The sequence below is a fragment of the Arthrobacter sp. ZGTC212 genome (assembly GCF_002929255.1).
Lineage (GTDB): Bacteria > Actinomycetota > Actinomycetes > Actinomycetales > Micrococcaceae > Arthrobacter_B > Arthrobacter_B sunyaminii.
The window spans coordinates 414,791-441,722 of the sequence record NZ_PJIJ01000002.1 but is presented as its reverse complement, the minus strand read 5'-3'; the positions used below and the strand labels follow the sequence as shown (position 1 = coordinate 441,722).

The following is a 26,932-nucleotide window of genomic DNA, read 5'->3' as shown; positions in this document are numbered from 1 at the left end:
TCCATTCTCCCGTGTCCGGACCTGTCTTCTGCCAACACCTTTACTCCAGAGCCGGCGGAGAAGGAGCAATGGACCGATAGACATGCCCTGTAGTCGTAGTGGTCACAACCGTGTGCCTGTCGTCCGGCGGCTGGTCCGCGATGTCCTGCGTGGTTCGGGCGGTCCAGCCGGGTGCTTCCTTGGCCTGGTTGCAGGCCTCACACAAACCCTGAACATTCCCCGCCGACGTCAAGCCACCCTCACGAACCGGCACAACATGGTCAAAATGCCGGATCGGAGCACCACACCACGGCATCCGGCACACCCGGTCCCTAGCAGCGATAAACCGTGCCAACCCCTTCGGCACCAACCGTGCCTTCGAATCCATCGCCACCAACCGCCCCGACCCGGGAACCGCATACAACCGCCGCAACCACACCTCGGTCCGCGGATCCGGCCGCACCCGCGCCCTGCCCCACCCCGACAATGTTCCTTCAACGCCATGAAGGTCAACCGCGGCGGATAATCCTTCAGCATCGGAACCCGAACCAATATCCGGCTGGCTGCCGCGGATCAGATCCCGCGCCCACTGCGCCGGCACCACCCCGTACCCTGCCAACACCGCCGGCTCCGAACCATCAGGAACACCGGCATCCGGGGCACCGGCGTCCGGGGCACCGGCGTCCGGATCACCGGAATCCATGACAACGGCATCCATGACACCCGCGGGCAGCACCCCGGCCAGCAACGCCCGGTCCGTCATGATCAACTGCACTTCCACCCGCACATCCTCCGCCCGCGCCTGCCCCGTGACCCGCTCCACCAACGTATCGGCCATAATCTGACCCCGGCCCCGGCAATCCCCGGCAGCACGCAACCGGTCAGCTTCCCGCGACAACGCCGCGAACACCCCCACCCCCTGGGCCACCGGCAACAACCCCGTCAAATACGTCATCGTGTCCGGCGCCGGACGACACGACACATACCGGCCCTCAACCGCCTTCGCCGCTCGGTTCACCACCGACTGCGGATCCAACCCGTACGCCACCGACCTCACCCGGGCTATCAGTGCCCGATCACCCAGGGCCTCCAACCCCGCCAGGTTCCCGGCCACCACCTCGTCCACCCGGCCCCGGTCCTGCCGGGACAGGCACGCCGTCTCCCGCACCAACAATGTCGCCCGCCACTCACTGAGCACCCCCACACTCAAAGCGTGCAGGGTATGCGGCATTTCCGTGGTCAGGATCTTCGCCAAACCCAGCAACCGGTTCCCCCGGTGCGGGGACTCCCGGCGGGCCAACCCGATCTGCGCGCCCACACCCCGGCCCAACTCCTCCGCCGTCAGCCCCGCCCGGGCCTGCGCCCGGCGGGTCGAGGCATCAAACGCCGCCGCAGCCCGAGCCTGCGCCGCTGCAGCCGCGGACTTCAACTCCTCCAGCAACCGAATCTCATCAATCAACCGCACCCGCTCAGCAGCCTCCAACACCTCCACCGACGCCGACTCAACAGCCGGGGCAACAGCCTGCTCTCCGCCGTGACCGCAGAGGCGAGCGCTGCCGACAGAAGTCCTCCCTTCAAGGGGAGGCTGACCTGGGATGACTGCGGTCTTCAATCTGGAGCCTCCGTGCCGTTCAGTCTTCACGAGTAGTACATATGTTCTATTTTAGCTTCTGGGCCCGGCACAATTGGATGGCGGCCCTACTCAAGTTTCTTCGAAAAAGTACTGGTTTTCTGGCGCCCGGACTGAGTGCCGCGGGTTTCATAACGTTTGCCCTGAGGTACCTTTCACGTACATTTCACCTAACGTCGAAAACCCGTCGCATGGAAGAAGGCCCAGTGGACCACCGTCGCGTTCCCATCCCCGTCCGGCTGTTTCCCGGATGGGCCGAATCTCCTGTTTGGCTCCCTGGCGGTCCCGTCGACTTCGGGGACTCACAGCTTAGTGAACAGCTCAAAGCGGACCTGGCCGCTTGGGAAACCCGCTACTACGCCTCGCTTACGGATGCGACAGCCGACGGTGACAAGACAGCACCCCAGCGTAAGGACCGAGCCCACGGGGAGCGGGGAAGAACGTTGGCCGCTCAAATTGCAGCAGAGCTGGGGAGTGACTTTGTTGTGAAGTTCGAGAACGGCAAGGGAAAGAGCCGCACAATTCGCAGCAGTGCGCCTGCAACAAATCCTGCGGCCGCGCGAGCCTTCACCTCCAGATATGAGGACGCAAATTCCGATGCCGAAAAGCTCGGAAGTGCCGGTGGACAGTGGGAAGCCTATGCACCGCTGTCCGGTGCCCGCCTCGGCAACCCCACCGGCAGCAGTCCCAACAACGGCGTCACCCAAGCTCTGGCCGGTTTGAACGGCCTCAGCGCCGGAACCACCTCCAGCGAAGCCCTGGCGTTTTTCGATTCCCTCCCGCCGGTGGGCATCAACGAACTCACCGGCTCATGGCAGGGAGCAGAAGTGCCAACCGGTCATCCGCTCGACGGCGTTCTGGGCAGCTTCGGGTGGCAGGGAAAGAGATTCGAGGGCCCCGAGTCCGCACACCCGCTGGTCTTCAGCGGCAGGGACGGTCACCTCTTCGAGGTGAATCCGTGGTTTGTTCCGCTGCGGACAGCCCTGAAGCTCGGCCCCGTCCTGCGCCGTCCGGCCGCCGGCCGCGTCATCCGCCCGTTGCTGCGCCTGCTCCGAACGACACAGCCGAAGGCCAGACTCCGCATGATGGAGTACCGCGGCGTGGTCTCAGCCACCATGATCTACGATTCCCTGCCAATCAACGATGCCTTTCGCAGAGTGGACGCGAACACGCTGCTCGGGGCAATGGACATGCCTGGACCCCATCCTCCCTTCATGTTTACGCTTGTGAGGATCAGCTAGCGGCAGCTTCGCGCCCGCCTCTGTCCCTTGCCCCACGCTGCCGCAGCTGTGACAGTATCCCTGTGCACCGGAACCTTCCCGAAGAACTGCTGGCCGCACGGCTCCGAGCGTCCGGTTGTGTTTTCGCCGAGGAGGAGGCCAGTCTCCTTCTCGCCGAAGCCGTAAAGCGCAGCGCCGAAACTGCAGGCTCCAAAAATCTGGAGCAGATGGTCCTGCGGCGGTGCGCCGGTTTTCCGCTTGAACAGGTTCTCGGCTGGGCCGAGTTTTACGGCCTGCGGATAACGGTCTCCGCCGGCGTCTTCATCCCCCGCCGGCGGACGGAACTGCTGGCCGCTCACGCCGTAGCCCTGATCAGCGCCCTGACCAACCCGGTGCTCGTCGAGCTTTGCTGCGGCTCCGGAGCCGTCAGCCTGGCCATCGCCTCACGCACCGGCCATTCCCTGGAGGCCTATGCCGTCGACATCCACCCCGCAGCGATCGAATGTGCACGCAGCAACCTTGGCAACCGGGCAACCGTCCTGGCCGGTGATCTGTTCAGTGCGCTGCCGCAAACCCTGCTCGGGCGGGTCGACGTCGTCGTTGCGAATGCCCCCTATGTCCCCACTTCGAAACTGGACACCCTGCCTCCGGAAGCGCGCGACCATGAACCTGCAATTACCCTCGACGGGGGCGCCGACGGCGTGACTGTTCTCCGGCGCATCATCAGCGCAGCACCGGCATGGCTGCGCCCGGGCGGATCACTGGTGGTGGAGTGCAGCAGGGAGCAGTCCGCCACCGTGGCCCAACTCATGGCGGCGCAGGACCTGCGGCCTGAAATCATCACCAGTGAGGGCCCCGAGGCAACGATCGCCGTCGGCCGCGGACCGGCAGATACAGGGGTTGGTACGGCACAGGCCCAGATATAGGGAAGACTGGAACCTCATCATCTCTAAAGGCGGAAACACTTGATCTCTCTTCAGCAGGACAACGACGGCTTCATCCGCATGGACCGCCACTTCCCCAAATCGGCTCCCGTCAGTATCACGTTTACCGACGGAACCACCGAACTTGTCACCGGCGCACAGATCAATAAGGCGTACGACGACGCCCTGGCAGATTTCCGCGCCAAGAACCACTTGGACGCCAAGGGTTTCACCCGCATCGCCAACAAGCGGGTCCTGGACAACAACAAGATCAACTTCGTTCCGGTTTCCCCCGGTATGGGCCAGTAGGACAACTCAGTACGCGGACTCCTCTGCCGTCCGTCCCGCCGGAAGATGCCCGATCATGAGCCGCAGCAGCTCGGGCACCACGGCGGGGTGGAAGTAGTGGCCCATGCCGGGCACCGTCACCAGGCGTGAGCCGGCAATGGCCGCAGCGGTTGCCGCTCCCCCGCTCGGATGCACAATGGGGTCCCGGTCGCCGTGGATTACCAGTGTTGGCGCCTTGATTCCGGCGAGGTCGGCCGTCCGGTCCGCAGAGGCGTTGATGGCACCGAGGTGCCGGGAACGTGCAGTTCCGTTGTCCGGATAAATGCCCCGGTCCCAGGCCAGTCCGCCGATCCTGGCCTCTTCGGCCGGGTCCGCAGGATTCACCGGCCCGGAAAGATGGCGCATCATGCCCACCCGGTCCTTAATGAACTCATCCCGGGTCCGCGGCGGCCGGGCAGCGAACCGGCGTTTGGTTGACAGCGCCGCGGCGCCGATTTTCCGGGCTCCGGTGGTGGAGATAATCGAGGTGAGGGTCAGGACCCGGTCCGGATAATGGGCCGCGACGGACTGGGCAATCATGCCGCCCATGGACATCCCCGCCACGTGTGCCCGGTCCACCTGCAGGTGATCCAGCAGGCCGATGACGTCATCCGCCATATCCTCGATCCGGTAGGCGCCGGGCACGGGCCGGGCCAGGGCTTGGTGCAGCAGGCTGGGCACGGGGGTATTCATTCGACTCGAACGCCCCGCGTCACGGTTATCCAGGCGGATCACCCGGTACCCGGCGGCTGCCAGTCCGTCCACAAACGCAGCGGGCCAGGACATCAGATCCAGCCCGAGGCCGGCCACGAGAACCACCGGCTCACCGTCGTCGGGCCCGTCAACGCGATAGCACAGCCGCACCCCCGACTCCAGATTCACGAAGCGATCTTCGTCCTGCGGACCGGGCAGGGACCCCTGCGGACCAGTGAACTGCAGGTGCTCATCAACCAGTGCGGCCTTTTGCAGGTCCCGGCGGTCGGCCAGGAAGTTCATGGTCATGAGCCAGGGCGCCTTCGTTCCCTGCCGCGGCAAGTCAGCCATGCTGCGCTGAATATACCCGGCGCCAAAGTCCAGCAGCGGCCGCGTGGGCATGCCGGCGGGGGCCACCGGTACTGCGGCAGTGTGGCCGAGGCGGTCCATGCGGGTCAGCAGCCGGGAGATCCACCGGGTCAGCAGCCCGACCTTTAGGGTCCATGACGCGTTGGTGTATCCGATGGCAAACGCCATGTTCGGGATGCCGCTGAGCATGACGCCGCGGTACGCCACGGTCTCCGCAAGGTTCACCGGCACGCCGTCCAGGCGCAGTTCCATCCCGCCCAGGATCCGCAGGGCCAACCCGGTGGCGGTCACGACGACGTCGGCCTCCACCTCTTCCCCCGATGCCAGGCGCACGCCGTGTTCGGTAAACGCGGACGTCTGCCCGGTGACCATGGTGGCGTTGCCGCTGCCCAGTGCCCTAAAGAAATCGCCGTCCGGAACCGCGCACAGCCGTTGGTCCCACGGCCGGTAGGGCGGATTTAGGTGCGTGTCCAGGTCGAAATCCTCCGGCAGCACCTTGGCTTGAATGCCGCGGATGAGTTTCCGGGCCAGGTTGGGCCAGCGCTGGCAGAAGGACCAGATGGCCCGCTGGCGGCGGGCACTGACTTCGGCCATGATCTTTCCGGTGCGCTCGGGGCCGACGACGCCGCGCAGCCGCCGCGCGATCGGGTCCTCCGCGGGAATGGGCAGAATGTAAGTGGGAGTGCGCTGGATCATCGTCACCCGGGCACCAAGTTCTGCGAGCGCCGGCACGAGGGTCACCGCGGTGGCGCCGCTGCCGATTACTGCAATCCGTTTGCCGGACACATCAAGATCTTCCGGCCAGTGCTGCGGATGCACAATCCGCCCGGAGAACTGCTCGCGCCCGGGGATCTCGGGGGTGTACCCCTCTTCGTAGCGGTAGTATCCGGCAGCGTTGAAGATCCAACCCGCGGTCAGGTGCAGTGTTTCTCCGGTTCCCACCGGTTCGGCAGGCGTTGAGTCCGGTGCTGAATCCGGACCGGGTTCCGGAGTCCTGGTCCGCTCCACGGTGATGTTCCAGCGTGCGTCCCTGCTGGACCAATCTGCGCAGATCACCCTGTGGTGGTAGCGCATCAGGGCGTCCACTCCGTGTTCGGCGGCTGTCTCCAACAAATAAGAAAGGATGCTCGGGCCGTCCGCGATGGCCTTCTCCTCGAGCCACGGCCGAAAGTCATAGCCGAAGGTGTACAGGTCTGAATCGGAGCGGATGCCGGGGTAGCGGAAAAGGTCCCAGGTCCCGCCCGCCCGGCCGCGCGATTCCAGCAGTGCGATGGACCGGCCCGGATGGTCCTGCCGCAACCGGCAGGCAGCACCGATCCCGCTTAGTCCAGCGCCGATGATCAGCACGTCCAGATGTTCAGCTTCGGTTTCCATGAGTCCCCCGTTTTCTGCCCCTGTTTTGCGGCTCCGCTGCCCGCTGCCGGCACGCCGTTGTGCCTTTGCATCCGACACTAGCGGACCCGGGTGACGTTATCGGGTTCAGCCGAAGATCAGTTCATGCCCCGAGCATCCACGGCCCAGCTTGATGACCCTGCGAACCCGCGGGCTTCATCGAACCCACCGGCTCCACCAGCCAGCACATACTCGTCGTGCAGGTTCACGGCGTTGCAGGCGTGGTTGGGCACCACCAGTACCCTGCTGCCCAGGTCCGGCAGCGGCCCGGGCATTTCCACCGTGGCGTGATGCTCCGAAGCGGCGGTGATCCGTGCGTCGGGATGCTCCAGCAGGCGCCCGTGCCCGGTGGCCCAGACCGGACGATCAGCACCCAGCGTTTTGGTTCCGGAGTCCAGGACCACCCGCCCGACAGGCTTTGACACCACGGTGGCCACAACGGTCAGGGCAATGTCCTCCATGGAGCAGGTACCCAGTTCCAGCTGCTGGGCATCATTGAACACATATACGCCGGGCCGGATGTCGGTCAGCATGTTCCGGGAGTAAGCGGCGGACGGGCTGGAACCGCCGCTCACCACCGGTGCCGTAACACCTGCACTTTCGAGGCCGGCCACCGCCTCGGTGACCGCCCGGCCTTCGTCGTCGGCCGCTGCACGACCGTTGCCGGGAGCGTAGCTGTGGCCGGGGAAGGTTAAAACGCCCGCCACCTTCAGCCCCACACGCCCGGCATGTGCGGCAAGCTCACCCGCGTTCCCGGGCTGGCAGCCGCTGCGGTGGTGGCCGGAGTCCACTTCGATCATCACCTCAGCGGGAATGTCGAAGCGCGCCAGCTGATCAGCCGCTGCCGCAGAGTCGACGCCGATGCGCAGCAGCGTTTGGCTGGCCACCGTGCGCAGGCGTTTCGCCCGTGCCGCCGTCATCCAGAGCGGATAGGCAATGAAGATGCCCGGAGCACCGGCAGCGGCAAACACTTCCGCTTCCCCCACTGTTGCCACGGTCAGGCCCTCTGCGCCCGCAGCCGCCTGCAGGCGGCCAATCCTCGCGGATTTGTGCGTCTTGGCGTGCGGCCAGAGGCCGAGCCCCCGGGTTTGAGCGGACGCTGCCATGGCACGGATGTTCGCTTCCATGACGGCGGTATCCAAGCGGAGATACGGGGCATCCAGGTCCGGGTTCACTGCACTCATCTGAGCAATTCAACACCATATGAAACGCCCACTTCCCCTTGCCGCCCCTGCCATTGGCTTTGTGACGCTTCTACCGTGGAGAAATGGAGAACTGCATCGCTTGCGCTTCGAATCCGTTGAGGACCTAAGGTGCTTGGCTCTGAGCTGGTGGTGATCCTGTGCACGGCGGTGCTGCTCTGCAGTCTTGCTGCGCGCAGGTGGGGGCTGCCGGCACCGGTACTGCTGCTGGCCTGCGGCATCCTGCTGGGCCTGATTCCGGCCCTGGCTGAGGTGGAGCTGCCGCCCGAGGCCGTGCTGTTTTTGTTCCTGCCGGTCCTGCTTTATTGGGAGAGCATCAGCACGTCGCTGCGGGAGGTCCGGAGCAATCTGCGCGGCATCGTGCTGATGGGCACCCTCCTGGTGATAGTGACAGCCTGGGCCGTGGCCGCGGCAGCCCATGCCCTGGGGCTGCCCTGGGGACCGGCCTGGGTGCTGGGCGCCGCCATTGCGCCCACGGATGCCACCGCCGTCGGCGCTCTGGCGCGCGTGCTGCCGAACCGGTACGTTACTGTCCTGCGCGCGGAGAGCCTGATCAATGACGGAACCGCGCTGGTAGTTTACGGCGTGGCCGTGGCGGCCACTGCCGGCACCGAGACACTGGATGCGGCGGATGTTTCCGGGCGCTTCCTGCTCGCTTATGCGGGCGGGATTGCCGCCGGGGCTCTCACCGCCTGGGCGGGGGTGCATGTCCGCCGCTGGATTCAGGATCCGCTGCTGAGCAACGTGGTCACCATCCTGTCGCCCTTCACGGCTTTTGTGCTCGCCGAATCGGTGGAAGCCTCCGGTGTTCTCGCCGTCGTGGTGGCCGGGCTTGCGATGGGCAGGCTGGGGCCGAGGGTTGTGCAGGCCGACACCCGCCGTCAAATGACGGCGTTTTGGTCTTTGGCCACCTTCCTGCTGAACGGCGCATTGTTTGTCCTGGTTGGACTGGAGCTTCCCAGGGCAATATCCGAGCTGACCCGTGGTGAGCTGTTCCGCGGCCTGGTCCTGGTCGGCGTGGTGACGGTGGTGATCGTTGCCGTCCGTTTGGCCTATCTGTTCGGCACCACGTATCTGATCCGGCTACTGGACCGCAGAGAAAGCCAACGGGCCCGCAGAATCAGCAACAGGGCACGTGTCGTCAGCGGATTGGCGGGCTTCCGCGGTGCCGTCTCGCTCGCGGCTGCCTTGGCGACTCCGCGTTCCACGGCAGCCGGCACACCGTTTCCGGACCGGGATCTCATCATCTTTGTCGCAGCCGGAGTGATTGTGGTGACCCTCGTCCTGCAGGCTCCGCTGCTGCCGGCAGTGGCGCGCTGGGCACGGCTGCCGCAGGATACCGAGGCCCGTACCGAGGAACTGCGCTTCGCCCAGGCAACGGCCATCAACGACGCGCTTGAGGCCATGCCCCGGCTGGCCGCCGAGCTCGGCACCGACCAGCAGGTGGTTGATGAGCTGGTGACGGAATACAACCAACGCCTGGGTGTCCTCAGAGCGCTGGCGAATGAAACGGACGCAGACGACGACGGCGCCGCCCGTGCCCTGACCCGCGCTGGCCAGTACCGCGAACTGGGCCTGGCACTGATTGCCCGAAAAAGAAACACGCTGATCCGCCTGCGGGACGAGCGTCGGATTGATGACACGGTGCTGCTTCAGCTCCAGGCACGGCTGGACCTGGAGGAAGTTCGACTCGCAGCTCCGCACGATGCAGCTGACGAAGAATAACTGCGAGGGGCGGGCAGCAGCTGCCCGTCAAACGCAGCAGCAGGCGGGACACCTAGGCACCGCCGCGGGAAGCGTCTGGGTCCGCGGGGGCCGCATCACGGCGTTCCTTCAGCAGCTCTTTCGTCCGGACCAGGCGCAGGGCCGTGACCAGAACCAGTCCGCCCAGCATGTTGAAGAGCAGCGTGTAGCTAAACCAGCTGAGCCATTCGAGGTAGGTGATGCCGGCACCGGACTGAATGGCCCCGAAGATCAGCAGGGAATCGAGAATGGAATGGAACATTTGGAGTCCGGCAAGAAGGAACCCGCCGATCACGGTGGCTACGATCTTGGCCGGATCCGACGAGGTGCCCTGCTGCATGCGGCTCATCAGGGTAATCGTGCTTCCGCCCAGGACGGCCAGGGCAACGGTCTGCAGGGAAAACGGGGCGTCGGTGAAGTGCCGTGCCGATTCCTCGATGAGGCTTTCCCACTGTGGAAAGGCCTGCATGACAATCCACATGATGATCCAGCCGCCGGCCAGATTGCCCAGCAGTGTGACTCCCCAGAGCTTGGCGAGCTGCCGCAGGCTGGCCTCTTTGGCCACCACGGCCGCCACCGGCATCAGGAAATTCTCGGTAAAGAGCTCACTGTGGGCCAGGAACAACGCAATTAGACCAACGCTGAAGGCTATTCCAGCCAGCAGATGGTCTCCGGTTTGATGCATCACGGCCAGATAGGCCATGACGCCCAACCCCACCTCGAGTCCACCGAACACTCCGGTCACCAGGACCGCGCGGAATGTGCGGTGCAACCGTTCCGCCCCTTCGGTGATGGTGTTTTCAAAGGACTCCTGCAGTTCGTCCTCAACGGGGGCTTCCGACTCCCCGATTTCCCTGCGGCGTTCCTCGCTCATGCCGTTCCTTTCGCTGCGTTGCATCCTGCTGCCCAACGGGACACCGGATACAACAGTAAGCCTGCTGAGGAATCTACGGGGGACGTTGGGAGATCACCGGCCAAACTAGACTGGCAGGCATGGCTTTATCGACGACTGCTCACGGCACGCGGCACCGCACCGCGCTTCTCTGGTTGATCCTGGGCGTACCCGCCGCTCTCGCGCTCGTAGTTTTCGGCGCGCAGATCCATGGGCTGGATTTCACCGTGTACCGCGAGGGTGCGCTGGCGTTCCTGGGAAAGAGCGAGCACCAGCTGTATGATCCGAGCCTGGTGGAGACCGACACCCGCGGGCTGCCGTTCACATATCCGCCGTTCGCCGCGCTCCTGCTGGCCCCCTTTGCCTTCCTGCCCGAAGCTGCCGGACTGGTGCTGCTGACCGGAACTTCCTGCCTCTGCCTGCTGGTGACTGCGGTTCTGGTGTCCCGCTATCTGCAGCTCAATGACGCCGTCCCCGCACGGCTCCAGGCCGTGCTTGGCGGCCCGGCAGGAGTCATTGTCCTGGCCATCGTGTTGATCGGTCTACTCGGGCCGTGGCGTGAAGGCCTGGGCTTCGGCCAGATCAATCCAATGCTCATGCTGCTGATCGTGGCTGACCTTCTCCGTCCCGCCGGCCGCGTGCCGCGCGGTGTCCTGATCGGGCTGGCGGCCGGCATCAAGCTGACTCCGCTGGCCTTCGGGCTCATTTTCCTGGTGCGCCGCGACTGGCGCTCCATCTTCACCATGGGAGCCACTTTTGCTGCCACTGTGGCCGTGGGCTGGATTGCAGCACCGGCGCAGTCGCGCACGTTCTGGTTTGATGCGTTGTCCGACCCCGCGCGCGTGGGCGACACCACCGACATGTACAACGTGTCGCTGAACTCGCTGATTGTGCATCTGGGCACCCCCGAGTTCCTGCAGCGCCCGCTGTGGCTCCTGGCCTGTGCCGCCGTCGTCGTGCTGGGTTTCCTGGCCATCCGCCGCGCTGACGTGCGCGGGGACAAAGTCGCGGCGATCAGCGCCAATGCCGTGGTGATGCTGGCCATCTCCCCCATCTCCTGGTTCCACCACTGGGTCTGGATTGCCCTGATCCTGCCGGCACTATGGGTGTCAGCACGACGGCGGCGGGCCGGCGTGCGCGCCATGGGGACCGCCCTGGCGGTGGCCATGGTGCCGGTGTTTATGCTCTCTTCCATCACGGTCACGATGACCCTGACCGGCGAGGTCAGCGGGCAGGGACCTGCCGCGCTGGAGCTGTTCACCAGCCTGGGCGTGATCCTTCCGATCCTGGCCCTGGTTTACTGGGCAACGGACCCCGTCCCGGACGCGGGCGGTGCTGAAACCGTTGCCAGGTTCCGTTCCACCCGGGCACGCAGCGTGGATGCCCCTGGTCCGGTGAGCTGATCCAGATACGCGGCGCGGCCGGCCAAGCTCATGACCAGGGCAAGGACCGGCCCCGTGACAAGGAATCCGTAGCCTGCGTTGAAGGCGCTGTCCGTGGCCCGGAGCTGAAGACCCTCGGCGTAGGTTTTGCTGGGAACGGCGAAGTCGCGGGAGGCAAAAAACCCAGCCACCGGATCCAGCGCCTCCGGACCCGGGGTCCGCGTCAATCCCAGCGGATGGCGGATGTCCTGGGCGTGCACCAGCACTTCACCCAGGTACGCTGCGGTGTGGGCGGAGGGCGCGGTGGTGCTGTTGATGACGGCCCGGAACCCCTGCAGTGTTTGCGCCGGAGTGGAGCCCAGATGTTCGGCAAGCCGCCGCTGGTTATGGACGTCGGGACGGAAGCGGGCGCCGATCATGCTCCGCATCCACTGCCGCTGGTTGGTGCCTGCTGCTGCGGTGAGGTGTGCCAGGACCTGCTCAACCGTCCAGCCGGTGCACAGTGTGCCGTGCTGCCACTGTTCCTCGGACAGGTTCTCTAGATCCTCAGCCAGTTTGGCGCGCTCCGCGTGGATAAGGGCCCACAATTCCCCTCCGGTGCTCTTCCCTGTACTCATGGCTTCACTTCACAATCCTGGCTTGAATGCTGCGTCCGGACGGCTGCCCTCACCACGGCAGTTCTAGCAAAGGTCCCGCACCGGCAAAAGGTTCACCGCCAAAAGTGCCCCCGCGGTCACCAACTAATCCCCGGAGGACGCTTGTTGCGAACCCGGCTGAAGGGTTCCCAGAAGAAATCGAACGTATCGTTCGGTCCGGCCATGAAGCGCTGGGTGAAAATGACGCCAATATCCCCGTTGGGACAGACGGCGGCGCTGACCCCGGAGCCGCCGGACCAGCCCCACATGCCCGGTTCGGACCACGGAGCGCCCGCGCCGACCTGCACCGCCGTCATGAAGCCCCAGGATTCGTCCGGGCCGGACATCTCGATCATGCCGGCACGCTGCCGCGAGGTCAGCTGGTCAGCCGTCATCTGCGCCCGGAGGTGAGGCGAAAGCACAGTGTCATCGGCCAACCCGGCCAGGAAAGCCAGATAGTCCGGAACCGTGGAGACCAGACCTCCGGCGAGCGAGCGGAACACCGGAGGAGCCGCAAAGACGTCCCGGTAGGACACCGCTTCCCGCAGGCCGCCGTCAACTGCCTCATACACGGCGGGAAACTGCTCGTTCCCGGTGGGGAATCCGGTACCGGACAGCCCAAACGGCACGGCGATCCGTTCCTCCAGGAGTTGCCCCAACGGCGTGAGCGCAACGGCCGGCAGCAGGACCGAGAGAACATCCGCCGCGGCGTGGTACATCCAGCGGTCTCCCGGCTGATGCGCCAGGGGCAGGTCCGCGACCTGCGCCAGATACTCTTCGGGTGCCACCGCCGGCGGATTCGGTCCCCATAAAAGCTCGCGTGTGGCCGCCGCGTAAGGAGTGCGTCCGAAGTCGATGCCAAGCCCGGCAGTGAACGTGAGCAGATGGCGGACAGTGATCGGACTGCGGGCGGGCACGGTCAGGGACAGCGGTGCATCGGGGGTGGCCAGGACGCGCGGGGCCGCCAGCGCCGGAAGCCACCGCGCGACGTCGTCGTCCAGTTCCAGCATTCCGTCCGCCACCAGGGACAGGGCCAGCGCCCCTCCCATCAGCTTGCTGAGCGACGAAATCCGGAACGGCGTGTCTTCTCTCATCGGGGCGGATGCGGAGGTATCGAGGGAACCGGCGGCGAAGACCTCAGTCTCGCCGTTGATCCGGACCCCTGCCACCAGCCCCGGGCACCAGCCCGAACGGACCGTTTCGGCGAGCGCGTCCCACAACGGTGCAGCTCTTCTTGGCATGCGTCCACTGTCCGGCACCGGGAGACGGCGAGTCAACGCTGCCCGACTGGTTCTTACCGGGGCCGCTTCCTATCGGGCCCGTCCAGCCAACCGAGGGTGAAATAGATGTCCACGTCGCGCCCAATCTGCCGGTCCAGCGAGCTCCGGCGCTGCAGCCCCGCGGCCCGGGCTGTTTTCACAGAGGCAAGGTTCCGGTCCGACATGCTGGCCAGCACAGGCAGTTCAGGCAGCAATTCCCTGCCCCGGCGCACCGCTTCCCGGGCTCCTTCAGTGGCATAGCCGCGGCGCCAGACGGACGGATCGTAGCGGTAGTACAGGTTCAGCACCTCCCTGCCGGCAACCACGGCCCGGTGCAGCCCGGTGAACCCGATGACGGTCTCCGGCTGCTCCCGTTCCGCCACTGCCCAGTAGCCAAAACCTTCCCGGTTCCAGTGGCCGAGGAAGAACTCCAGAAGCTCTTCGGCCTTCTCAATAGTGGGCGGCTTCCGGTTGTATCTGGTGGTCCTGGGATCCGTGTGGATGCGGACGGCTGCACTGTGGTCCGTGTCCATGATGCGGCGCAGCAACAGCCGCTCGGTGGTGACCGGGGTCCATCGAGACGTGTCTTGGCGCATCCGCCCAGCATAGGCGCAGCTGTGCCCGCATCCATTGCGCGGCGGCCGGGGCCTGACATCCACCGACTGATCTTGCTGCTTGGCCTGGGTGCGGCACTCGGGGATCATATGCGTCTAGAAGGGAGAGAGGCACCGCTATGAAGGCATCCCCTGATCCGCTGGAGGTCGCGCTTCCGTTCACCGGCACCTGGAAAGTGGAGAACAGCCCGCTGCGCCGGGTGCCCAGTCACGGCACGCATCTGCTCGCGACAACGTACGCCATCGATTTTGTGGGCGTGGACGACGACGGCCGGACAGCTCCCTCGGTCAGCTGGCACACGGTCCTGGGCACCGAACCCCCGGACCTCTTCTTTTCATTCGGCCGCCCGATCCTGGCCCCCGTCAGCGGCCAGGTGGTGGCAGTCCACGACGGCGAACGCGACCATGAAGCCCGCCGGTCCCAGCTCGCCCTGCTGCCGTATCTGCTGGGGCAGCAGGCCCGGCTGCGCCAGGGAGCCGGGGCCATTGCCGGCAACCATGTCCTGATCCAAACGCCCGACGGCGGCGCAGTGGTTGGCGTGATGCACCTGAGGTCCGGTTCGCTCCGGGTGAGTTTCGGCGAGCAGGTCCGGGAGGGCCAGCACATCGGAGACTGCGGCAACTCCGGTAATTCCACGCAACCGCACGTGCATGTGCAGGCCATGGACCGGGCGGACCCGTGGACCGCCCGCGGGCTGCCCCTGGTTTTCCGTGCCTTCGATGAAAGACCGGCCGGCAGCACCGGCTTCATCCCCCGCCGAAACGCGCTACCGCAGGAAGCCTCAACGGTCCGGGCACCCGCACCACGTCCTTTTCAGTAACTGGCGCGGGCGTCGTCGTCCGCGGATGAAATGTAGGTGGCGGCCAGGGCCTCGCTCCCCCGGGCCAGAAGGGCGACGTCGGCGCCCACCAGGATGAAGTCGACGCCTGCCGCGATATAGCGGCGGGCGGTGGCCTCGGCGAAAGCGTTCACGCCCACAGGTTTGCCGGCGGCCTTGATCTCACGGATGCAGTGCTCGACGGCGGCCACCACGTCGGGGTGATCCTGCTGGCCCAGCAGGCCCATGGAGGCAGCCAGGTCAGAGGGTCCGATGAAGAGCCCGTCCACGCCGTCGACGTCGGCAATCGCAGCAACATTCTCCACGGCGGCAGCCGTCTCGATCTGCACCAGCAGCGTGAGGGTGTCCTCAGCGTTCTGCAGGTAACCGTCGATCCTGTTCCAGCGGGACGCCCGGGCCAGGGCGCTGCCCACGCCGCGGATGCCGTGCGGCGGGTAGCGGATGGCCCGGACCAGGTCGGCGGCTTGTTCCGGGGTGTCCACCATGGGGATCAGCAGATTCTGCGCGCCCAGGTCCAGGTACTGCTTCAGCAGCACGGGATCACCCGACGGCGGGCGCACCACCGGGGCCACCGGATAACCGTGCACGGCCTGCAGCTGGGCGAGCAGGGATTCGAGCCCGTTGGGACTGTGCTCGGCGTCGATCAGCAGCCAGTCCAGGCCGGAACCGGCACAGATCTCGGCAATCAGGGGGCTGCCGGAGCTGACCCACATGCCGGTCTGGCGGCCGCGGGCGGCGAGCCGTGCGGCGAAGGTTTCCTCTACTCGAAGCGGCATGTGATGGTTCCCAACGGTCCGTAGTCGGCGAACACGGTGTCGCCCTTGTAGACCCACATGGGCCGGGTGAAGGAGCCGGCGAGGATGATTTCCCCGGCTTCCAGCGAGGTCTGGTGCGCAGCCAGTTTGTTTGCCAGCCAGTACACGCCGGCAGCGGGGTGGTTCAGCACGCCGGCAGCCACTCCGGTTTCCTCGATGCCCTGGTTGCGGTAGAGCAGGGCGGAAACCCAGCGCAGGTCGACGTCGGCCGCCTTCACCGGGTTCCCGCCCACCACCATGGCGCCCATCGCGGCGTTGTCCGCGATGGTGTCCACAATGGTCCGGCCTTCCATCTCGATCCGGGAATCCAGGATTTCCAGGGCGGGAACCACGTAGTCGGTGGCATCCAGAACGTCGAAGATGGTGCAGTGCGGGCCGGCCAGCGGTTTGCCCAGCACAAAGGCCAGCTCCACCTCGATCCGGGGGTGGGTGTATTCATCCCACTGCACGGTGCAGCCGTTTTCCAGCACCATGTCATCGAGGATGACGCCGTAGTCCGGTTCGGTGATGCCGGTGGCGGCCTGCATGGCCTTGGAGGTCAGGCCGATCTTGTGCCCGGCGAGCCGGCGGCCGGAGGCCATCAGCCGGTCCGCCCAGAGGTTCTGCACCGCGTAGGAATCCGCGATGGTCATCTCTGGATAACGGGCGGTCAGCAGCGGAACCGGGGTCCGGGTCCGCTTGGCTTCGACCAGCTCATCGGCGACCGCCTGGAGAGTTGATTTATCTAGCACCGCACTGCTTTCTGTTTGGATGGCTGTTCGGAGTGAGCCTGCTTAGAGCTGGGAGCCGACCTTGTAATCGGTCTCGTCACCGCGGGTGTAGGAGAAGCCGTCAGCGCCCACGGTCACTTCCATTTCCGAGGAATCGGTGCGGGCCACCAGCGGCTGCGGGTTGCCGTCCAGGTCCAGGACCAGGGAGGCCTCGGTGTACCAGGACGGAACCACGGGGTTGCCCCACCAGTCGCGGCGCTGGTTGTCGTGCACGTCCCAGGTGATGGTGGGGTTGTCCGGATCGCCGGTGTAGTAGTCCTGCGTGTAGATCTCGATGCGGTGGTCGTCCGGATCCAGGATGTAGAGGTAGAACGCGTTGGAGACGCCGTGGCGGCCGGGGCCGCGCTCAATCCGGTCGGAGATGCGCAGGGCGCCCATCTTGTCGCAGATCTGGATGATGTTGTGCTTTTCGTGGGTGGCAAAGGCAACGTGGTGCATGCGCGGGCCGTCGCCACCGGTCAGGGCGGTGTCATGGACGGTGTCCTTGCGGTGCATCCAGGCGGCGTAGGTGACGCCGTCGGAATCCTTGATGTCCTCGGAGACGCGGAAGCCCAGGTCCTCCAGGTAGGCGCGGCCGCGGGGAACGTCGGGGGTGACCTGGTTGAAGTGGTCCAGGCGCACCAGTTCGCCGGCGGAGTAGAGGTCGTAGCGCTGGGTCAGTCGCTCCACGTGGTCCACGGTGTAGAAGAACTCGTACGGGAAGCCCAGCGGATCCTCCACGCGGACCGAGTCGCCCACGCCCTTGGTGAAGCCCTCGGCCCGGCGTTCGGTGCGGCAGCCCATTTCCTTGTAGTAGGCCTCGGCCACGTCCACGTCTTCGGGGGTGCGCACCCGGTAGGCGAAAGATGCGACGGCGGCGACGGGTCCCTTGCGCAGCACCAGGTTGTGGTGGATGAACTCCTCGAGGGAGCGCAGGTAGATGGCGTTCTCATCCTCTTCGGTGACGTGCAGGCCCAGGACGTCCACGTAGAACTCACGGGACTTGGCCAGGTCGGTGACGATGAGCTCCATGTAGGCGCAGCGGACAATGTCCGGCGGCTGGATGCTCGGCGTCGGGATCGGGTTGGGGTTGATGGCTGAAACGCTCATGAGGTTGCTCCTTTGCAAACGGGGTAAAAGTGTCGGGGAAGCTTAGCCGGCGACCGTAGCGGCGTCGTCGTTCCCGAACTTGGGCGTGTGGACCTTGCCGAGGGTGATGTGCACGGCCTGCTGGTCGGTGTAGAAATCGATGGAGCGGTAGCCGCCCTCGTGACCCAGGCCGGAGGACTTCACGCCGCCGAACGGGGTGCGCAGGTCGCGGACGTTGTGGCTGTTCAGCCACACCATGCCGGCCTCGGTGTTCTGCGCGAAGTTGTGCGCGCGGGTGAGGTCCTGCGTCCAGACGTAGGCGGCCAGGCCGTACTTGGTGTTGTTGGCCAGCTCCAGCGCCTCGTCTTCGGTGTCGAACGGGGTGATGGCGACGACGGGGCCGAAAATCTCCTCCTGGAAGATCCGCGCGTCGGGCTTTACGTCGGCGAAGACGGTGGGGGCAATGTAGTTGCCCTCTTCCAGGCCTTCGGGGCGTCCGCCGCCGGCGAGCAGGCGGCCTTCGGTCTTGCCGATCTCCACGTAGGAGGCAACCTTCTTGAAGTGCTCGGGGTGCACCAGGGCGCCCACCTGGGTCTTCGGGTCATGCGGGTCGCCGACGACGATGGTCTTGGCGCGGGCGGCGAAGCGTTCGCAGAACTGGTCGTACACGGGGCGTTCCACCAGGATGCGGGAGCCGGCGGTGCAGCGTTCGCCGTTGAGCGAGAAGACGCCGAACAGGGCGGAATCGAGGGCGGCGTCCAGGTCTGCGTCAGCGAAGATCACGCAGGGGCTCTTGCCGCCGAGTTCCATGGACATGCCCTTGAGGTTCTCCGCGGCGTTGCGGAAGATCGTCTTGCCGGTGGTGGTCTCGCCGGTGAAGGAGATCAGCGGTACGTCCGGGTGCTTGACCAGCGCGTCGCCGGCTTCCTCGCCCAGGCCGTTGACCAGGTTGAAGACACCGGCGGGAACGCCGGCTTCGGTGAAGATGTCGGCCCAGAGCGAGGCGGACAGCGGGGTGAACTCGGCCGGCTTGAGCACCACGGTGTTTCCGGTGGCCAGGGCCGGGGCGAGCTTCCAGGACTCGAGCATGAACGGGGTGTTCCACGGGGTGATCAGACCGGCCACGCCGATGGGCTTGCGGTTCACGTAGTTGATCTGCGCGCCGGGGACCTTCATGGCGTCGTCGAACTGGGCGACGATCAGGTCAGCGAAGAAGCGGAAGTTCTCCGCCGCGCGCAGGGCCTGGCCCTTGGCCTGGGTGATGGGCAGGCCGGTGTCGAAGGTTTCCATTTCGGCCAGGCGTTCTTCCTGGGCTTCCACGGCGTCGGCGATCTTGTTGAGGATGCGGGCGCGTTCGCGCGGCTTCATTTTCGGCCACGGACCGTTGACGAAGGCTTCGCGGGCGGCAGCGACGGCGGCGTCGATGTCTTCCTTCTGGCCTGCGGCGGCGGTGGCGTAGGTCTGGTTGGTGACCGGATCCAGCACGTCGAAGGTGGCGCCGTTGACGGAGTCCACAAACTTGCCGTTGATGAAGTGCTGGATGTGGGTGGGAAGGTTCTCGGGGACAAAATGTTCAGCCATGGGATTTCCTTTTTCTGCGTTGAAAGTTCTTGGTGGATCTACATCAGATGGGTGACGGAGGCTGGCCGTTCTGGGCCAGGAAGGCGTTGAGCGTATTGGTGCGGTGCGCGCGTGCGGCGTGCTCGACGTCGGACGCTGGGGCGCCGGATTCGATCAGGTTCAACAGGTTCTCGTGTTCATCCACCGAGGCGTGCGCCCGGCCCGGCACGTACCGGAAGGTGGAAGTGCGCATCCGGCCCAGCCGGGCCCAGCCACGGTGCACGAGGTCCAGAATGTGCGGGTTGGGGCAGGGCCCGTACAACAGGGCGTGGAACTCGGTGTTCAGCTGGGTGAACCGGATCGGGTCGAAGTTTGCCAGGACCTCGTGCATCTGGTTGTTCAGGTCCCGGGCCTGCGCCAGATCCTCGGTGCTGATGCTCGGGGCAGCCAGCGCGGTGGCGGCACCCTCGATGACGCTGAGGGTCTGCATGGTGTGCAGATACAGGTCCGGATCGATGCCGGCCACGGTGGCGCCGACGTTGCGTTCGAAGTGCACCAGGCCTTCGGCTTCGAGCCGGCGGATGGCTTCCCTGACCGGCACCACGCTGAAGCCCATGTCGTTTGCAATGCTGCTGAGCACCAGGCGGTAGCCGGGGCTCATTTCACCGCCTAGGATGCGGGTCTTCAGCTGTTCGTAGGCCTGCTCCGATTTGGAGCGGGTGCCTGTGCCGGTGCTGCTCATGCCTGTTCCGCCGCCCAGGCTTCGTACTTTTCCTTCCAGGCAGCGTTCATCGGGTAGAGGCCGTCCACGCTGTTGCCGGCCTTGACCATTTCAGCGATGAACTCTTCCTGGTGTTCCTGGACGATGCAGGCTTCCACCAGCTCTTCGGCGATGGCCGGCGGGATGACCAGGATGCCGTCGTCGTCGGCCACGATAATGTCGCCGGGCTGGATGGTGGCGCCGCCGCAGGCAATGGTGATGTCCGTATCCCAGGGGATGTGACGACGGCCGAGGACGGCGGGGTGCGGGTTGGCGCAGTACACGGGCAGGTCGAAGCTAGCCACGGTGGAGTAGTCGCGGACGCCGCCGTCGGTGATGATGGCTGCGGCGCCGTTGTACTGGGCGCGCAGCGCGAGGATGTCACCCAGGGTGCCGGTGCCCTTTTCACCGCGGGCTTCCATGACCAGGATTTCGCCGTCGCGGACGGAGTCGATGGCGCGCTTCTGTGCGTTGTAGCCGCCGCCGTGGGTCTTGAAGAGGTCCTCGCGGTTGGGGACGTAGCGCAGGGTGCGGGCGGTGCCAACGACCTTGCGGCCGGTCTTGGTGCCGGTGAGGCCGTCGATGGAGACATTGTTCAGGCCGCGGGCGCGCATCTGGGAGGACAAGGTGGCGGTGGCGACGGATTCCAGCTTCGCCTTCAGCTCAGGGGTAAGGGTTTTCTGCTCTTCCTCGGGCGCCAGGCCTGCCTTCTCGGCGGAGCCCCAGGCTTCTTCGCGCTGCTTGTCGTCGATCTTGGGCTGCGCGCCGAAGGTGGCCAGCGCCGTCGTGCCTTCGGTGACGGTGGTGGTGAGGCGTCCGGTGGTGGCGCCCGTCGCGGGGACGTCCACTTCGATTTCCAGGACGTCGCCGGGGACAGCTACGGAGGCGCCGGCGGGGGTTCCGGTGAGGATGATGTCGCCCGGTTCCAGGGTGAGGAGCTGGGAGAGGTCGGCGACCAGCTGGCTGAACGGGAAGAGCAGGTCTGCGGTGGTGTCGTCCTGGGCGAGCTCGCCGTTGACCCAGGTGCGGATGCGCAGTGCTGCGGGGTCAACGTCGGCGGCGTCGAGGATGGCGGGGCCTACGGGGGTGAAGCCGTCGCCGCCCTTGGAGCGGAGGTTGGAGCCTTTGTCTGCCCAGCGCAGGTCGTAGACGCCGAGGTCGTTGCTGGCGGTCACTCCCCCGACGTAGCTCCAGGCCTCGTCGATACTCACGCGGCGGGCGGTCTTGCCGATGATCAGGGCGATTTCGCCTTCGAAGCCGAGCAGCTCGCAGCCTGCCGGGCGCTCCACGGTGCCGCCAGTGAGGGCGAGTGAGGAGCCGGGCTTCAGGAAGTAGGAGGGCTGTTCCGGGGTGCGTCCGCGTTCTGCTGCCCGCGAGGGGTAGTTGATGTGGACGGCGATGACCTTGCCGGCCTGCTTCAGCGTGTCAGTGGTGGCGACGTTGCTCGGGGACATGTCTCTCCTGGATCAAGTACGAAATCGTATATGATGAGGATGGCATGTGCGGTGGGTCACGTCAAGCTCTTTCCGACTTCTGTTCCTGGCTGGATGCCTACGGGTTGGACCTGCTACAGGTGCAGGGGTGCAGATCGACGGATACCGGCACACCTTGGCGGGTGCCCGGGCCACAGTGGCACGCCAGCTGGCAGCGCTGTCCAGCTTTTACCGGTATGCGCTCGCAGAGGAGCTGGTGCAGCGGAACCCGGTCGAGACTATCTCCCGGCCCAAGGTGAACGCCGACCGCAGCGCCACGCAGGAACTCACAAAGGAGCAGGCGTAGTCCCTGTTGGCGGCAGCTCGGAAGGACAGCCCTCGCTCACATGCCCTGGTCAGCCTGCTCATGTTCACCGGCATGCGGGTCAGTGAGGCTCTGAACGCCACCACAGCCGACTACGGCCACGACTGCGGGCACCGGACCCTAACGGTCCGGCGCAAGGGCGGACACATTGCCGTGCCGGCACCGGCAACTGACGCTCTGAACGCCTATCTCGGCACGACTGGAGCTGACCTGGTCACGGCGGCAGGCGAAGGCCTGCCGATCTTCACGACCACCACGGGTAAGCCCTGGAATCGGTCCGAGGTGTTCCGCACTATTCACCGACTGGCCCGCGCAGCGGGCATCGAAGGGTAGATCAGCCCCACAGCCTGCGGCACACGTTCGCCACGATTGCCTTGGACAGCGGCACCGCCCTGCACGATCTGCAGGACAGGATGGGACATTCGGATCCGCGCACCACCCGGCGCTATGACCGTGCCCGGAACAACCTGGCCAAGTCTGCCGGGTACGACGTGGCAAAGGCGCTGGCCTGACGGCCGGGCCATTAGTTCTTCTAAGCGTCTGGGAAAGGCTGTTTCTCTTCACCATCTGGACAACGGTCCGTTCCATCCACGGTCACCGCCCGCTGACCACCTGAATGTTTCCCCCAACCCCTGGAGTTCGGTCAACGGATAACGAACACTGACCTGGGCATCCGCTGCTACAGCAGCGTGAGTGATGTTCTTTTGGCTGTAGTCAGTGAGGTTGTACACGAAGTTGGCAGTCTGCTGGCCACCTTCGAACTTCACCCCCCATTTGGAAGCCAGTCTCCCCATCCTCACTCCATGCGGTTGCCGAATACAGGATGGTCCCTGTCTCAGGAACATGGACGACAATAACCATGACCCCCTGGAAGACTCTTACGTCCATCGGCCGTGCACTTCCGTTGGCTTCGAAGCCACTTCCGGTAGTGGCGTTCACATCAGCCCTTGCGCCCACCGCGATCCTGACAATCGTCCTCGATGCATGTCTTCGGCTGGCTCACAGGGCTCCTCATCGTGTCCCATAATTATCGGACCTGTAAGCGTATCGCAGCCCCGTGAAGCGCAGTTACGGGGCGGAGTTGCATGCTCCAATCGGATGCCTCCAGACAGGCACCCTACAAGGGTTTTTATCTGACTCTGCAGGCCCCCTGCCCGCGTAGCCCTCAGCGAAGCGGGACTTGATTGTTCCGTCATCCGTAAGGAAGGCCAGCGTGCCGCACGCGGAATAGCACAGCCGGTCTTCCCAGTCGTATGGCATAAGCAAGACAGAGAGGTTCCACTATGCTGAAGACTCGCTTCGCAATAGGGGGATGTAAGACCTTGGCAGCTACTGCTACACAATCTGACGTGGAACCATACGCCGAAACTTGCTCGGCGGCCATCACACATACGCCCTCTGGTCGTGGCGGAAATGAAGAAGAGATCATTGAGACAGTTCTCTGCTCCCTCAGACGAGTGGGCTACCAGACTGCCAAGCACCCCTTATACGGCTTTGGGTCGGCGACCGGCGGCATGCCCGACGTGTCGGTTGGTACAGTTATCACGGTAGTTCGGTGGGTGAACCGCTGGATATCTGAACGGCTCGAGGAAAAGCGGCAGCGGGCAGTCGACGCTCTGCTCCCCCGATGCGTCGTCCAGCTCTCTGTCACTGCCAACGACGGAACACATTATGGAACTCCCAACCTCGCCGCAGAACTGGTTGCCACACTGCCAGCCGTCCTTGCCGATTTGAAGGCGGCGGACTACCGCCGTCGCTATACCTTCATGATTTACGCCAGCGCCCCTGAATACGTGCGAGTGACGGTGGATCTGTCGGATGACAACATGAGCAACAAGGACCTTCTCAAGGTAGCGCGGGCTTGCGCAGCGAAGCCTGCCGTTTCGTACGGACCCGCAGGAACAATCCTGAACCTCTGGTTCGTCAAAAAACACTGGTGGATACCAAAGAAGTTGAAAAAGTCTTTCTCTCCTGACAGTACGGGCGTGCCCGCGATCAGCGGGCGAGGCCCCCGCTACACCTGAATGGACCAGCGGAACCTCAGCGGCTCTACGAGCCGACGGGCGGTTTCGCAGTGTGCGTGAACAAACTTCGGCAGGCCGGAAATGCACACATTTCACTAAGTAGCGCCATGCCTTCAGTCCGAGGCCCACATCCCGTCCGCTATGCCCGCATACGTGGCTTTTGTGGAGTCGCTGTCCTGTGCCGCATCTTTGTACTCAAGCACGATCCAGTCCGACTGGTACCCGTTCTGGCCAAGGTCCTGTGCGAACGCTGCAGCTTCGTCCATATCGGTCAACTTGTAGACAGTCAGCTGGTCAGTCATAACCGCAGACTTGCACGGAATTTCCTCACCACACTTTTCCTCAGTAATACCCCTTGAATTGGTGGCTGGAGTTCCGGTTCACTCGGTGTCCCGCCTCCAACGGGAGGCACGTTCAGTGATATGACCCGACAGCTTGCCGGAAACCGACCTGGCCCGACCGACAGCGTCTGTTCCTAGCCTCTTCACCGTATCGACCCCGTCTGTACCGGTCTCCATGAGACGGTCCCGCACATCCTCTGCGGCATCCATCCAGCGCCGAGCTTCCAATGCTTCCCGTTCAGCGTCAATCCCAAGCAGCTCTTGGAACTCAGCGACCCCGCTGGCAACCTGGTTACTGGATTTCACCACCGCGCGTGCCGACGCAGGATTAAGCAGCACCTTCGCGTTCGCCGTACCGGCAGCAGCATCCAAACGATCCATCAGCCGCTCAGTGCTCCGCGCGATCGTCTCCATGCGATGCCGGCGGGCAGTCTTCAACCCAAGGCGATGCTGCTCAAGCTCCTCCGGTGACGTATCAAGGACCCGGTCCAACTCCAGTACAGTCAGGGCATCCTGAAGCTGGAAACACCGGGCCAGAACCGCAAGCCATTCACGGACCTTGTCCTCTGCGTCCTTGGTCGCCCTTGCCAGGTCTCCGACGGCACTTTTGCCCTCAAGCTTTTCTGTCACGGCCTCAATCTGACGCAGGGCATACGTCTGGGTCCGTCCGATCGTGACAGACGTTGACTGCACTTTGGACCAGGTGACTTCCGAAACCCGGCCCACTTCATCACGGACAACAAGCGCTTCTTCGATAGCGAAATCCACTCCCAGCATGTCCGCCAGAACTGCATCCTTCTGGGCCCGAAGAATGTCGTCGACTTTTTCATCAACCGCTGCAAGGTAATCGGTGATTTCATCCATGGTCTGCTGCATGGCGACCTGGGCCATTACTCCCGCCGCACCCGCCAGCAAAGCGGGATTAGCCAGTTGAGAGGCGGGCCCCTTTGAGAACTGGACAATTGCCTTGATGCCGCCTGACTGCCCCTTTGCCTGAACTACGCCCATGCTGAGCCCCGTTTTGGAGTTTGTCATGAGGCCGTACTTCTTGATGGCCTGGGCAGACCCCTCAGTCAGTTTCACCCAGCGGCCGGAACTCGCGGCAATGTGAGATCCCATTTCTGTCATGCCTGCCGCCTTGCCCAGTTTTGGGCCGATCCGGTGCAGACCGAGGTCCTTGGACTGCAGATTTTCGGATGCAAGGAACCGTTCAACCACAAGCGGGTCCCCGATGACCGCAAGACCATCTCCGTCATTGATCAGCTGGATCGAATCGTCCACTGGCCGGCTCCTGTGTTCTGAGGAAAATGCTTAATTGCTGGAACATTCTCTCCCAGACAATCCAAATGCCAGGTTCGAATCGCCGCCGCCGAGCGACCCGGTCTGCAGGTCAGGGGGTCAGCAGCACCTTGACGGCGCGGCGCTCATCCATGGCCCGGTAGCCCTCCGCGGCGTCGGCCAGGGGCAGCGTGAGGTCGAAAACCCGGCCCGGGTCGATCTGCCGGTCCCAGATCCGCTGAATTAGATCGGGCAAAAAGCGGCGCACGGGAGCGGGTCCGCCGAGCATGTGGATCTCGGCGAAGAACAACTCCAGCCCGGGAAGAGCGACGTCATGGGACACGCCCACAAAGCCCATATGGCCGCCCGGCCGGGTGGAGCGCACAGCCTGCATCATTGACTCCTGCGTACCCACGGCCTCCACTACCGAATGGGCGCCGAGCCCATTGGTCAGGTCCTTGAGCGCAGCCACCCCCGCATCACCGCGTTCGGCGATGATATCGGTGGCCCCGAATTCACGGGCCAGCTGCTGGCGTTCAGGATGCCGGCTAAAAGCGATAATCCGCTCGGCACCGAGCTGCCTGGCGGCCAGGACTGCCAAAACGCCGACGGCGCCGTCCCCCACCACGGCGAAGGTTTTGCCCGGGCCTGCCTCAGCAGCCACAGCGCCGAACCAACCGGTGCCCAGTACATCCGAGGCCGCCATCAGTGAAGGCAGCAGGTCCGCCGACGGAGCTTCCGGGGTGGTCACCAAGGTGCCGTCGGCCAGCGGAATCCGGGCGAACTGCGCCTGGGTTCCCATCATGCCCATCGGCACCGCATTGACGCATCGGCTCTGGTAGCCGGCCCGGCAGATTTCGCACGTGTTGTCGGAAGCCCAGAAGGAACCGACGACGAAGTCCCCGGCCTTGATGGTCCGCACCTCGGGCCCAACCTCCTCCACCCAGCCGATGTACTCATGTCCCATGGGTGCGTTATGGGCGTCCTCCACACCCCGGTACGGCCACAGGTCCGATCCGCAGATGCAGGTCGCTGCCAACCTGATCACGGCGTCGGTCGGTTCTTCAATCACTGGATCAGCCCGATCCTCGACGCGCACATCTCCTGGTGCATGCATTACTACGCCACGCATGGTCTCTCCTTCTCCGGCAGGATTCTCTCCCTTCCAAGGACAGCACCCGCACAGACGCATGGGTAGGTGTTCGGGACTCCTGAGTTCCCGTTAGCCACGCGGAACAGGCATCGGCGGGTCGCGGTTCACCTATGACTTTCGCCGGAGCCGCCGGCAGCGAAGCATCCAACAGGAGTGATGGTGGCCTACCGTTTACGAAACGGCATGGATCACACACACCTCCGCATAGTGTGGTGACGCAGACCACGAAACCCTTTACGTAAACCGTTTGCGTTCAGCATCCAAAGG

General features: G+C 64.8%; 26 protein-coding genes. 10 read left to right on the top strand and 16 right to left on the bottom strand.

Features of this window, described 5'->3' with window-relative positions; all coding sequences use genetic code 11:
- Positions 1 to 40 precede the first annotated feature (40 nt).
- The gene (locus tag CXQ89_RS08765; RefSeq protein WP_258059990.1) at positions 41 to 1,465 is read right to left on the bottom strand and encodes an HNH endonuclease signature motif containing protein; all 1,425 of its coding nucleotides are present in this window, start codon (positions 1,463 to 1,465) and stop codon (positions 41 to 43) included.
- A gap of 587 nt (positions 1,466 to 2,052) precedes the next feature.
- Between CXQ89_RS08765 and CXQ89_RS08760 the strand changes: the two genes are divergently transcribed.
- The 3 genes from CXQ89_RS08760 (at position 2,053) to CXQ89_RS08750 (ending at position 4,061) form a co-directional block, all read left to right on the top strand.
- Positions 2,053 to 2,850 (top strand): DUF4334 domain-containing protein, encoded by a 798-nt coding sequence (locus CXQ89_RS08760; RefSeq protein ID WP_219815584.1) that lies wholly within the window; start codon positions 2,053 to 2,055, stop codon positions 2,848 to 2,850.
- 62 nt (positions 2,851 to 2,912) lie between these two features.
- Positions 2,913 to 3,755: a putative protein N(5)-glutamine methyltransferase gene (locus tag CXQ89_RS08755; protein WP_219815583.1), complete on the top strand. Its 843-nt coding sequence runs from the start codon at positions 2,913 to 2,915 to the stop codon at positions 3,753 to 3,755.
- 39 nt (positions 3,756 to 3,794) lie between these two features.
- Positions 3,795 to 4,061, top strand: a complete 267-nt coding sequence (locus CXQ89_RS08750; RefSeq protein ID WP_104160988.1) for a hypothetical protein — start codon at positions 3,795 to 3,797, stop codon at positions 4,059 to 4,061.
- A gap of 6 nt (positions 4,062 to 4,067) precedes the next feature.
- On the opposite strand, the gene CXQ89_RS18835 is transcribed toward CXQ89_RS08750, so the two are convergent.
- Together CXQ89_RS18835 and CXQ89_RS08740 are read right to left on the bottom strand one after the other, a co-directional pair.
- Positions 4,068 to 6,515, bottom strand: coding sequence for an alpha/beta fold hydrolase (locus CXQ89_RS18835; RefSeq protein WP_181032272.1), 2,448 nt, complete (start codon positions 6,513 to 6,515; stop codon positions 4,068 to 4,070).
- Positions 6,516 to 6,631: 116 nt separating this feature from the next.
- Positions 6,632 to 7,717: an alanine racemase gene (locus CXQ89_RS08740; protein ID WP_104160987.1), complete on the bottom strand. Its 1,086-nt coding sequence runs from the start codon at positions 7,715 to 7,717 to the stop codon at positions 6,632 to 6,634.
- A 129-nt stretch (positions 7,718 to 7,846) separates the two neighbouring features.
- On the opposite strand from CXQ89_RS08740, the gene CXQ89_RS08735 reads away from it, so the two are divergent.
- Positions 7,847 to 9,460, top strand: coding sequence for a Na+/H+ antiporter (locus CXQ89_RS08735; RefSeq protein WP_104160986.1), 1,614 nt, complete (start codon positions 7,847 to 7,849; stop codon positions 9,458 to 9,460).
- 52 nt (positions 9,461 to 9,512) lie between these two features.
- Here CXQ89_RS08735 and CXQ89_RS08730 read toward each other — a convergent pair whose 3' ends face one another.
- Positions 9,513 to 10,352, bottom strand: a complete 840-nt coding sequence (locus CXQ89_RS08730) for a formate/nitrite transporter family protein (protein ID WP_104160985.1) — start codon at positions 10,350 to 10,352, stop codon at positions 9,513 to 9,515.
- A gap of 119 nt (positions 10,353 to 10,471) precedes the next feature.
- Between CXQ89_RS08730 and CXQ89_RS08725 the strand changes: the two genes are divergently transcribed.
- Positions 10,472 to 11,773 carry a glycosyltransferase 87 family protein gene (locus CXQ89_RS08725; protein ID WP_104160984.1) on the top strand — a complete coding sequence of 434 codons (1,302 nt, stop codon included), beginning with the start codon at positions 10,472 to 10,474 and terminating at the stop codon, positions 11,771 to 11,773.
- Here CXQ89_RS08725 and CXQ89_RS08720 read toward each other — a convergent pair.
- From CXQ89_RS08720 to CXQ89_RS08710, 3 genes are all read right to left on the bottom strand, one after another.
- On the bottom strand, positions 11,668 to 12,369 hold the full coding sequence (locus CXQ89_RS08720) for a maleylpyruvate isomerase family mycothiol-dependent enzyme (RefSeq protein WP_104160983.1): 702 nt from the start codon (positions 12,367 to 12,369) through the stop codon (positions 11,668 to 11,670). The two genes, CXQ89_RS08725 and CXQ89_RS08720, sit on opposite strands and share 106 nt — an antisense overlap.
- Positions 12,370 to 12,485: 116 nt before the next feature.
- Positions 12,486 to 13,628, bottom strand: a complete 1,143-nt coding sequence (locus CXQ89_RS08715) for a serine hydrolase (RefSeq protein WP_104160982.1) — start codon at positions 13,626 to 13,628, stop codon at positions 12,486 to 12,488.
- Between the two features lie 53 nt (positions 13,629 to 13,681).
- Positions 13,682 to 14,242, bottom strand: coding sequence for a GNAT family N-acetyltransferase (locus CXQ89_RS08710; RefSeq protein ID WP_181032271.1), 561 nt, complete (start codon positions 14,240 to 14,242; stop codon positions 13,682 to 13,684).
- 137 nt (positions 14,243 to 14,379) lie between these two features.
- Here CXQ89_RS08710 and CXQ89_RS08705 point away from each other — a divergent pair, with 137 nt between their 5' ends.
- Complete coding sequence (locus tag CXQ89_RS08705; protein WP_104160980.1) at positions 14,380 to 15,081, top strand: M23 family metallopeptidase; 702 nt, start codon at positions 14,380 to 14,382, stop codon at positions 15,079 to 15,081.
- On the opposite strand, the gene CXQ89_RS08700 is transcribed toward CXQ89_RS08705, so the two are convergent.
- The 6 genes from CXQ89_RS08700 to CXQ89_RS08675 are packed head-to-tail and all read right to left on the bottom strand — an operon-like array spanning position 15,075 to position 21,526.
- Positions 15,075 to 15,875: an HpcH/HpaI aldolase/citrate lyase family protein gene (locus CXQ89_RS08700; RefSeq protein ID WP_181032270.1), complete on the bottom strand. Its 801-nt coding sequence runs from the start codon at positions 15,873 to 15,875 to the stop codon at positions 15,075 to 15,077. The genes CXQ89_RS08705 and CXQ89_RS08700 overlap by 7 nt on opposite strands.
- Positions 15,860 to 16,645, bottom strand: coding sequence for a 2-oxo-hept-4-ene-1,7-dioate hydratase (gene hpaH, locus CXQ89_RS08695; protein WP_104160979.1), 786 nt, complete (start codon positions 16,643 to 16,645; stop codon positions 15,860 to 15,862). The genes CXQ89_RS08700 and hpaH overlap by 16 nt, the downstream gene beginning before the upstream one ends.
- 42 nt (positions 16,646 to 16,687) lie before the next feature.
- Positions 16,688 to 17,773, bottom strand: a complete 1,086-nt coding sequence (gene hpaD / locus CXQ89_RS08690) for a 3,4-dihydroxyphenylacetate 2,3-dioxygenase (RefSeq protein WP_104160978.1) — start codon at positions 17,771 to 17,773, stop codon at positions 16,688 to 16,690.
- Between the two features lie 42 nt (positions 17,774 to 17,815).
- Positions 17,816 to 19,333 (bottom strand): 5-carboxymethyl-2-hydroxymuconate semialdehyde dehydrogenase, encoded by a 1,518-nt coding sequence (hpaE, locus tag CXQ89_RS08685; protein WP_104160977.1) that lies wholly within the window; start codon positions 19,331 to 19,333, stop codon positions 17,816 to 17,818.
- 43 nt (positions 19,334 to 19,376) lie between these two features.
- Entirely contained in the window at positions 19,377 to 20,054 is a 678-nt protein-coding gene (locus CXQ89_RS08680; protein ID WP_104160976.1) for a GntR family transcriptional regulator, read from the bottom strand.
- A complete protein-coding gene (locus CXQ89_RS08675) occupies positions 20,051 to 21,526 on the bottom strand; it encodes a fumarylacetoacetate hydrolase family protein (protein WP_104160975.1) in 1,476 nt (491 codons plus the stop codon). The genes CXQ89_RS08680 and CXQ89_RS08675 overlap by 4 nt, the downstream gene beginning before the upstream one ends.
- A gap of 127 nt (positions 21,527 to 21,653) precedes the next feature.
- Here CXQ89_RS08675 and CXQ89_RS08670 point away from each other — a divergent pair, with 127 nt between their 5' ends.
- From CXQ89_RS08670 to CXQ89_RS08650, 4 genes are all read left to right on the top strand, one after another.
- The gene (locus CXQ89_RS08670) at positions 21,654 to 21,851 is read left to right on the top strand and encodes a hypothetical protein (RefSeq protein WP_104160974.1); all 198 of its coding nucleotides are present in this window, start codon (positions 21,654 to 21,656) and stop codon (positions 21,849 to 21,851) included.
- A 6-nt stretch (positions 21,852 to 21,857) separates the two neighbouring features.
- Positions 21,858 to 22,202, top strand: a complete 345-nt coding sequence (locus CXQ89_RS08665) for a tyrosine-type recombinase/integrase (protein ID WP_181032269.1) — start codon at positions 21,858 to 21,860, stop codon at positions 22,200 to 22,202.
- Positions 22,136 to 22,381 (top strand): tyrosine-type recombinase/integrase, encoded by a 246-nt coding sequence (locus tag CXQ89_RS18580; RefSeq protein ID WP_104160972.1) that lies wholly within the window; start codon positions 22,136 to 22,138, stop codon positions 22,379 to 22,381. The genes CXQ89_RS08665 and CXQ89_RS18580 overlap by 67 nt, the downstream gene beginning before the upstream one ends.
- 837 nt (positions 22,382 to 23,218) lie before the next feature.
- Entirely contained in the window at positions 23,219 to 23,893 is a 675-nt protein-coding gene (locus CXQ89_RS08650) for a hypothetical protein (protein WP_146067218.1), read from the top strand.
- 113 nt (positions 23,894 to 24,006) lie between these two features.
- Here CXQ89_RS08650 and CXQ89_RS08645 read toward each other — a convergent pair whose 3' ends face one another.
- From CXQ89_RS08645 to CXQ89_RS08635, 3 genes are all read right to left on the bottom strand, one after another.
- Complete coding sequence (locus CXQ89_RS08645) at positions 24,007 to 24,195, bottom strand: hypothetical protein (RefSeq protein ID WP_104160969.1); 189 nt, start codon at positions 24,193 to 24,195, stop codon at positions 24,007 to 24,009.
- A 78-nt stretch (positions 24,196 to 24,273) separates the two neighbouring features.
- On the bottom strand, positions 24,274 to 25,452 hold the full coding sequence (locus CXQ89_RS08640) for a hypothetical protein (RefSeq protein ID WP_258059987.1): 1,179 nt from the start codon (positions 25,450 to 25,452) through the stop codon (positions 24,274 to 24,276).
- Positions 25,453 to 25,624: 172 nt separating this feature from the next.
- Positions 25,625 to 26,644: a zinc-dependent alcohol dehydrogenase family protein gene (locus CXQ89_RS08635; protein ID WP_104160967.1), complete on the bottom strand. Its 1,020-nt coding sequence runs from the start codon at positions 26,642 to 26,644 to the stop codon at positions 25,625 to 25,627.
- Between the last annotated feature and the right edge of the window lie 288 nt (positions 26,645 to 26,932).